The organism is Corallococcus sp. CA047B (genome assembly GCF_003612065.1).
GTDB classification, from domain to species: Bacteria; Myxococcota; Myxococcia; order Myxococcales; family Myxococcaceae; genus Corallococcus; species Corallococcus praedator.
Genome location: NZ_RAWD01000423.1, coordinates 1 through 6,766 on the forward strand (window position 1 = coordinate 1; position 6,766 = coordinate 6,766).

Annotated in this window: 8 protein-coding genes; 4 read left to right on the forward strand and 4 right to left on the reverse strand. The window is 70.4% G+C overall.

Annotated elements, in window-relative coordinates:
* Window positions 1–18: 18 nt before the first annotated feature.
* The 4 genes from D7X74_RS37725 to thiS form a co-directional block, all read right to left on the reverse strand.
* Window positions 19–1,062, reverse strand: coding sequence for a hypothetical protein (locus D7X74_RS37725; protein ID WP_120537819.1), 1,044 nt, complete (start codon window positions 1,060–1,062; stop codon window positions 19–21).
* A 78-nt stretch (window positions 1,063–1,140) separates the two neighbouring features.
* Entirely contained in the window at window positions 1,141–1,761 is a 621-nt protein-coding gene (locus D7X74_RS37730; protein ID WP_120537820.1) for a thiamine phosphate synthase, read from the reverse strand.
* Window positions 1,761–2,546, reverse strand: coding sequence for a thiazole synthase (locus tag D7X74_RS37735; protein WP_120537821.1), 786 nt, complete (start codon window positions 2,544–2,546; stop codon window positions 1,761–1,763). Before D7X74_RS37735 ends, D7X74_RS37730 begins: the two co-directional genes overlap by 1 nt.
* Before the next feature lie 26 nt (window positions 2,547–2,572).
* Window positions 2,573–2,776 (reverse strand): sulfur carrier protein ThiS, encoded by a 204-nt coding sequence (gene thiS / locus D7X74_RS37740; RefSeq protein ID WP_120537822.1) that lies wholly within the window; start codon window positions 2,774–2,776, stop codon window positions 2,573–2,575.
* 340 nt (window positions 2,777–3,116) lie between these two features.
* On the opposite strand from thiS, the gene D7X74_RS37745 reads away from it, so the two are divergent.
* The 4 genes from D7X74_RS37745 to D7X74_RS37760 all read left to right on the forward strand — a co-directional run bounded on the left by D7X74_RS37745 (window position 3,117) and on the right by D7X74_RS37760 (window position 6,567).
* The gene (locus D7X74_RS37745; protein ID WP_233595309.1) at window positions 3,117–3,740 is read left to right on the forward strand and encodes a hypothetical protein; all 624 of its coding nucleotides are present in this window, start codon (window positions 3,117–3,119) and stop codon (window positions 3,738–3,740) included.
* 211 nt (window positions 3,741–3,951) lie between these two features.
* On the forward strand, window positions 3,952–5,085 hold the full coding sequence (locus D7X74_RS37750; RefSeq protein ID WP_120537824.1) for a serine/threonine-protein kinase: 1,134 nt from the start codon (window positions 3,952–3,954) through the stop codon (window positions 5,083–5,085).
* A 60-nt stretch (window positions 5,086–5,145) separates the two neighbouring features.
* The gene (locus tag D7X74_RS37755; protein WP_120537825.1) at window positions 5,146–6,153 is read left to right on the forward strand and encodes a dipeptidase; all 1,008 of its coding nucleotides are present in this window, start codon (window positions 5,146–5,148) and stop codon (window positions 6,151–6,153) included.
* Window positions 6,154–6,189: 36 nt separating this feature from the next.
* Window positions 6,190–6,567 carry a hypothetical protein gene (locus D7X74_RS37760; protein ID WP_120537826.1) on the forward strand — a complete coding sequence of 126 codons (378 nt, stop codon included), beginning with the start codon at window positions 6,190–6,192 and terminating at the stop codon, window positions 6,565–6,567.
* Window positions 6,568–6,766: the final 199 nt, after the last annotated feature.

The window sequence follows — 6,766 nt, forward strand, 5'->3', positions numbered from 1 at the left end:
GGCGCGGGGAGCCGGGGGTCAGGTGGACTGCGTCGTCGGGTCCGGGGTCGCGAGCCGGCGCTCCAGATCCAGGCCCTCGCGGCGCACGCGCATGTCCACGTAGAAGAACGCCGAGACGACGAAGCTCAGCGGTGTGAAGAAGGATTGCCCCACCACCTGCAACAGCTCCGCGGGCACCAGCAGGGCCTGGGGGATGGCCGCCTGGGCCGCCGGATCCAACAGGTTGCCGCCGTAGGTCAATCGCACGATCCACGCGGGCAGACCCGACACCAGGCTCACCGCTACAAGGATGCCGCCCACCACCGTGGACAACACCATGGCCCGCACCGTCCCGCGCCCCATGAAGCCCGGCTCCACGCGGCCGGACAGCAACGCCCCGGAGCGTTTGAAGGCGGTCCACGCGCCCACGTCCTCCATCGCCAGCACGGGCGGCAGCAACATGAAGCGCAGGAAGTACCAGAGCACCGCGGCCAGTCCGCCCAGTCCCAGCAGGATGGCGCCGATGATGATCAGCGCCACGCTCAGCGCCGTGCTTCCTCCCGCGCCCTTGCCCGTGACGACCGCCACCACGGCCAGCCCCATGACGATGGAGCCCGGCAGGCACAGCAGCACCGTCACGCCCAGGGACCAGCCCAGGGACAGCAGGTAGGTGGCCGTCAGCGTGCCCAGCCGGGACACCGCGCGGCGCAGGCCATCCATGGGACGCACCGGATCCCCCAGGTGCGCGGGCACCACGTACCGGGCCGCCGCCGTGGTGGCGAACCAGAAGTTCCAGATGAGGAACACATACAGCACGCCCATCATCCCCATCGCGATGCCCGACTGGGTCAGCGCCTCCGTCGGATTCGTCCCCGCGCTCGGCCCCTGCAACCCCGGCAGCACGCCCACCACGCGCGTCATCGCGAAGGTGAAGACCTTGACCGCGATGTAGTTGACCAGGTCGAACCCCAGACACAGGACGAACAGGGGCTTCAGGTGCGCGCGCCAGAACGTCGCGGCGCGGTCGATGATTTCCCCGATGGCGAGCGGGCGCAGTTCAGCGGAAGTCGCGGAGGGATTCACGGCCGCGCAGCATAGCGCGCCTCCACCGCGTGGGGCCGCGCATGCGTCCAGCTCGGTCCCGCCTGGGGGCCTGCTCCCTCAATCGTGAGGCGTCGCGTGCGCATCCAACAGCGCTCGGGCCGCCTCTCGTGGGTCGTCCGCCTCCAGCACGGCGGAGATGACCGCGACGCCCAGGGCCCCGGGCACGATCCTCGCGCGCTCGGGCGTCATCCCGCCCAGCGCCAGGGCGGGGCAGGGCAGCCGGGCGACGAGCGCCTGGAACCCCTCCGGACCCAGCGTGGCCCGCGTGTCCCCTGGCTTGGATCCAGGCGCGAACACCGGGCTCACCAACGCCAGGTCCGCTCCCACCGCTGCATCCGCCTCGCTCGCGTCATGCACCGCCACGCTGATGAGCCGACCTTCGGGCAGGTGCGGGCGCACGTCCCTGGGAGAAGGACCGGACGCGGGCAGATGCAGGTGCGCGCCCACGAGCAGCGCGACGTCCAGTCTGCCGTTGACGAACAACGCCCGCCCCCGGGCCCGGCAGAGGTCCGCCACGAGCCGGGCCTCCTCCAGGAACAGGTGGCCGGAGGCCTCCGGGTGCCGGTGCTGCACGGCGACGTCGGGCCCCGCCTCCAGCGCCCGCTCCAGCGCGGACACCAGCCGCGTCCGGGGAAGGCGCCAGTCGGTGATGACGACGAGGCGGGGCAGGGACGTCACTACTCGACGAGCCCTTCGATGGGGCTGGACGCGGAGCCGTATGCCTTGCGCGGAATGCGTCCGGCCAGGTACGCGTCGCGGCCGGCCTCCACCGCCTTCTTCATGGCCACGGCCATGCGCACCGGATCCTTCGCGCCCGCGATGGCGGTGTTCATGAGCAGCGCGTCCACGCCCAGCTCCATGGCGATGGCCGCGTCGGACGCGGTGCCCACGCCCGCGTCCACGATGACCGGCACCTTCACCACCTCGCGGATGAGGCGCAGGTTGTGCGGGTTGCGGATGCCCAGGCCGCTGCCGATGGGCGCCGCCAGCGGCATCACCGCCGCGCAGCCCGCGTCCTCCAGCTTGCGCGCCGTGATGGGGTCGTCGCTGGTGTAGGGCAGCACCGTGAAGCCCTCCTTCACCAGGATGCGCGCCGCCTTCAGCGTCTCCTCGACGTCCGGGTAGAGCGTCTTCTCGTCGCCCAGGACCTCCAGCTTCACCCACTTGCTCATGCCCAGCTCTTCCGCGAGCCGGCAGGTGCGCACCGCGTCGTCCGCCGTGTAGCAGAGCGCCGTGTTGGGCAGCAGGCGCAGCTTGTTGCGGTCAATCCAGTTCATCAGCGACGCCTCGCCCGTGGCCTTCAGGTCCAGGCGCCGCACCGCCACCGTGACGAGCTCCGCGCCGGAGGCGTCGTGGCACTGCTTCATCACCTCGTGGCTGGGGTACTTCCCCGTCCCCACGATGAGCCGCGAGGTGAACGTCACTCCCGCCAGCGTGAAGGGCTTGTCCGCGATACCGCTCATGACCGTGTCCTCTTTCAGGCCTGCACTCACCCGCCACCCACGAAGGTGACGATCTCCACCCGGTCCCCATCCTGGAGCCGGTGCTCGGGGTGACGGGCGCGGCGCACCACCTCCGCGTTCACCTCCACCGCCACCCCCGGCCCGCTGCTCAACCCCAGCAGCGTCAGCAGGGACGAAAGGGTGCCACCCTCCGGCAGCTCTCGCGCTTCTCCGTTGACCCACACCGTCACGGCGTCACGACTCCTTGCGACCCGCACGTGCTCCTCGCGGGGACCGCCGCTGCCAGTACAAGGGCGGTTCTGCCCTGTCAACGCACAGCCTCCTTCACGAAACAGCCCTGTTACAGCGCGCCCCGACGGATTTTTCGCGCTCTGTTGAGTTTGTTCCGCCTCCCCAGCAGGCAGGCGACCAGGGCCTTTTTCATCGGAAAGGGCCCCCTGTGTCCTGGATCCGTCGCTGACAACCCCTGTGCAGGTACGGGGGGAGCGACCAGTTTCTGCCCAACGCCGGGGAACAAATCCACCGGCTTCCAGAACACATCACACAGGGGGCAGTCACATGCGGAAGCTCATGATTGCGGTTACTGCGGTGGCGGGGCTGACGATGGTCGCGGGCTGCAAGAAGGACGACGTCCAGGAGCAGCGCGAGGACGTCGCCGAGGCTCGCCAGGAAGCGGCGCAGGAGACGGCGGAAGCGCGTCAGGATGAGGGCCGTGAGGTGGCCTCCGCGCAGCACGACGCCAACGAGGAGATCGGCGCCGCGCAGCGCGACACCAACGAGGACATCGCGGAGGCGCGCCAGGACGCCAACAACAAGATCGCCGCCGCCAATGAGGACGTGCGCGACGAGGAGCAGGACCTGGCCGAGGCGCAGGCCAACCGCAACGAGGACCTGAATGACGACCTGGCCCAGGGTGGCTCGGGCATGGCCGGCGCGACCGCCGCCGCCACGACCATCAACGGTCGCGTGCTGTCGAAGTCGGGTGACACGCTGACGGTGGTGGACAGCAACAACCGCGAGCTGAAGATCAAGACCAACGACAAGACGGCGCTGATGGACAACGGCAGCCGCGCGGTGAAGATGGACGACATCAAGGAAGGCTCGCAGGTGCGCGCCTCGTACGTGATGGACGGCAAGGACATGGTCGCCCGCGACGTGACGCTGGTGGCGGCCGTGAAGAAGCTGGACAAGTAGTTTCTCGCCCCGCGCGCGTCAGTGCGCAGGCATGAAATGGCTTGAAGGCGACGGCTCCCGCGGCAGCGCGGGGGCCGTTTCCTTTTTAGTCGGGGATACACCCGGTGGGGTGGGGCGGGAATGTCTGACCCGGGTGGTAGGACGCGGGCGTGAGGTCTTCCTCATGCCTTCCCACCCCCGGGAAGCGCCTCCCGAAGGAGCGTCATCCACGATGGCCACCCATCCCCCCGCGCAGTCCGCGTCCCGGCCCTTCATCCTCTTCTCCACCGGGGCCACGTCCTATGAGCTGGTGCGCTACCTGGGGTCGCGCGCCGGAGGGGAGCTGCTGCTCGCCCGCCGGCACTACGCGCGCACGCCGGGGGGCCTGGTGCTCATCAAACGCCTGCGCGACGTCGGGGACGACGTGGGGCGGGCCCGGCTGCGCGAGGAGGTGAAGCTGCTCATGCGGCTGAGCCACCCGGCCATCGCCCCGGTGTACCTGGTGCGCGTGCACGACGGCGCGCCCCACCTCGTCATGGAATACGTGGACGGCCCGTGCCTGGAGACGCTGTCCAGCTTCGCGGCGCTGCGCAGGCGGCCGTTCTCGGAGGCGTTCGTCGCGTACGTGGGCGCGGAGGTGGCGGACGCGCTCCACCATGCCCACGCGCTGGAGGATGCGCGCGGATTCCCGGTGGGCGTCGTGCACCGGGACGTGAGCCCGCGCTCGGTGCGCGTGGATGTGCACGGGCGGGTGCGGCTTTCGGACTTCGCGCTCGCGTGGTCGCGGCTGCCGGGGCGCGTGGTGACGGAGCCGGGGCTCGTGCGCGGGGACGTGGCCTATGCCTCGCCGGAGGCCCTGGAGGGCCAGCCGCTGGATGGACGGGCGGACCTGTTCTCCCTGGGGATGGTGCTCCTGGAGCTGCTCACCGGATTGCACCTGCTGGACCTTGAGGACGTGGAGCGCGCGGCGCAGCAGGCCCAGCCCCTGCCCGGCGCGCGGGGGCTGTGCGCGGAGACACCCAGCTGGTTGCCCGCGCCGCTGATGGCCGCGCGCATGGCGTGCCTGGCGCCGGCGCACGTGGAGCATGCGACGCGGGGGTTGTCCGAAGGCATGCGGGCGGTGCTCCGGCGGCTGCTGCGGCGTGAGCGCGACGCGCGCTTCCAGACCGGGGCGGAGCTGCGGGACGCGCTGCGGGAGCTGATGGGCGCGGCGGGGCGGCCCTATGGTCCTCCCGAAGCGCTTCGCGAGGTGGCGGAGGTGCGGACGGATGCCCTCGTGGGGCCCGCGGGGAGCGCGGAGGCCGGCCTGCCGCTGGAGGATGAGGTCTGGGCCGACGACGACGACAGCGGCGCGGACTGGAACTGATGCGCGGTCCGGGTGAGCGGGTGCTTGTCATCGCGGGAGGCGGTGGCGAAGACTGCTGGCATGGGTGACGTGAAGGAATTGCACCAGCGCTGGTGCATCGCGGACGGTCATGCGGATTCACTGATGTGGAACCGCGACCTGTGCGAGCGGTCGACGGAAGGGCACGTGGACTTCCCCCGCCTTCGCGAGGCGGGGGTGAAGTTGCAGTGCTTCACGCTGGTGACCCGGGGCTTTCCCTTCATTGGCGGCTTCCCGCTGTTCGCCGCGTGGCGCAAGTGGCCCCGCGAGGCGCGCGGCGGCGAATGGCTGCGCGCCCTCTGGCAGATTGAAAAGCTGGAGTCCTTCTGCGCGCGCTCCGGGGACACGGTGCGCATCGCCACCACCGGGGCGGGGCTGGAGGACAACCTGGTGCACGGGCGCCTGTCGGCGGTGCTGGGCGTGGAGGGAGGCCATGCCATCGAAGGCAAGGTGGAGCGACTGGCGGAGCTGCACCGGCGCGGGGTGCGCTTCATGGGGCTCACGCACCTGTCCAACAACGACCTGGGCGGCTCATCCTTCCCGATGATGGGCAACCGGGGGCTGACGTCGCTGGGGCATCAGGTGATGGAGCAGATGGCCCACCTGGGGCTGAGCGTAGACGTGGCGCACGCGTCCGAGCAGACGCTCACGGACCTCTTCGCGCACCCCACCGTGCGCTACTTCTGTTCGCACACCGGCGTGCGCGCGGCGGGCGGTGGCTGGCGCAACCTGTCCGACGTGGCGCTGCGCACCATCGCGCAGCGCGGCGGCGTGGTGGGCATCATCCTGGCGCCGGTGTACCTGGGCGGCGACACGATGGACGACGTGGTCCGCCACGTGGAGCACGCGGTGGATGTCATGGGCGAGGAGGGTGTGGGCGTGGGCTCCGACTACGACGGCATGGTGGCGCTGCCCAAGGGCATGCGGGACGTGACGGACCTGCCCCGCCTCACCGAGGCGCTGTTGCGACGACACCCGGAGTCCTGGGTGGAACGTGTGATGGGTGGCAACTTCCGACGTTACTTTCGCGAGACGCTCGGCGGCGGTTGACAGGGAAAAACCGCTCGCGAAGAGTCGCCGCCACCCATGAACCGTCTTTCTCTCGCGCTCCTGTCCTTCGGCTTCCTCCTCCTTTCCGGCTGTGGCGGGCCGGGCTCGGGTGACTCGTGTGACGGCGGGGACTACGTGTGCCTGGATGACGCGCAGGCGCTGGAGTGCCGGGCCGGGACGTGGCGCTCGCTGGCCTGCCGCGGGCCGCTGGGCTGCCGTGAGCTGTCGGACAGCGTGCGGTGCGACACGTCCCTCAACATCGAGAACGACGCGTGCGCGCAGGACGCCGAGGGCAAGGGCGTGTGCAGCCCGAACGGCGTGGCGCTGCTGCTGTGCCAGGGCGGCGTGCTGAAGAAGACGCAGGACTGCTCGTCGTGCACCGTGAAGGACGAACAGGTCGTCTGCGCGCCCTGACGTGACGGCCGCGCCGCCGGGTCCGGAAGCAGAAGTGGCTTCCGGACGGGGCGTGGGCTTCAGCGCTCCGGTTCACCGAGGCGCTGTTGCGACGACACCCGGAGTCCTGGGTGGAACGTGTGATGGGTGGCAACTTCCGACGTTACTTTCGCGAGACGCTCGGCGGCGGTTGACAGGGAAAAACCGCTCGCGAAGAGTC

Bases quoted from the DNA above. Each gene is read 5' to 3' on its own strand.
- D7X74_RS37735 (WP_120537821.1), bottom strand. From the start codon at position 2,546: ATGAGCGGTATCGCGGACAAGCCCTTCACGCTGGCGGGAGTGACGTTC.
- D7X74_RS37745 (WP_233595309.1), top strand. From the start codon at position 3,117: ATGATTGCGGTTACTGCGGTGGCGGGGCTGACGATGGTCGCGGGCTGC.
- D7X74_RS37750 (WP_120537824.1), top strand. From the start codon at position 3,952: ATGGCCACCCATCCCCCCGCGCAGTCCGCGTCCCGGCCCTTCATCCTC.
- D7X74_RS37755 (WP_120537825.1), top strand. From the start codon at position 5,146: ATGGGTGACGTGAAGGAATTGCACCAGCGCTGGTGCATCGCGGACGGT.
- D7X74_RS37760 (WP_120537826.1), top strand. From the start codon at position 6,190: ATGAACCGTCTTTCTCTCGCGCTCCTGTCCTTCGGCTTCCTCCTCCTT.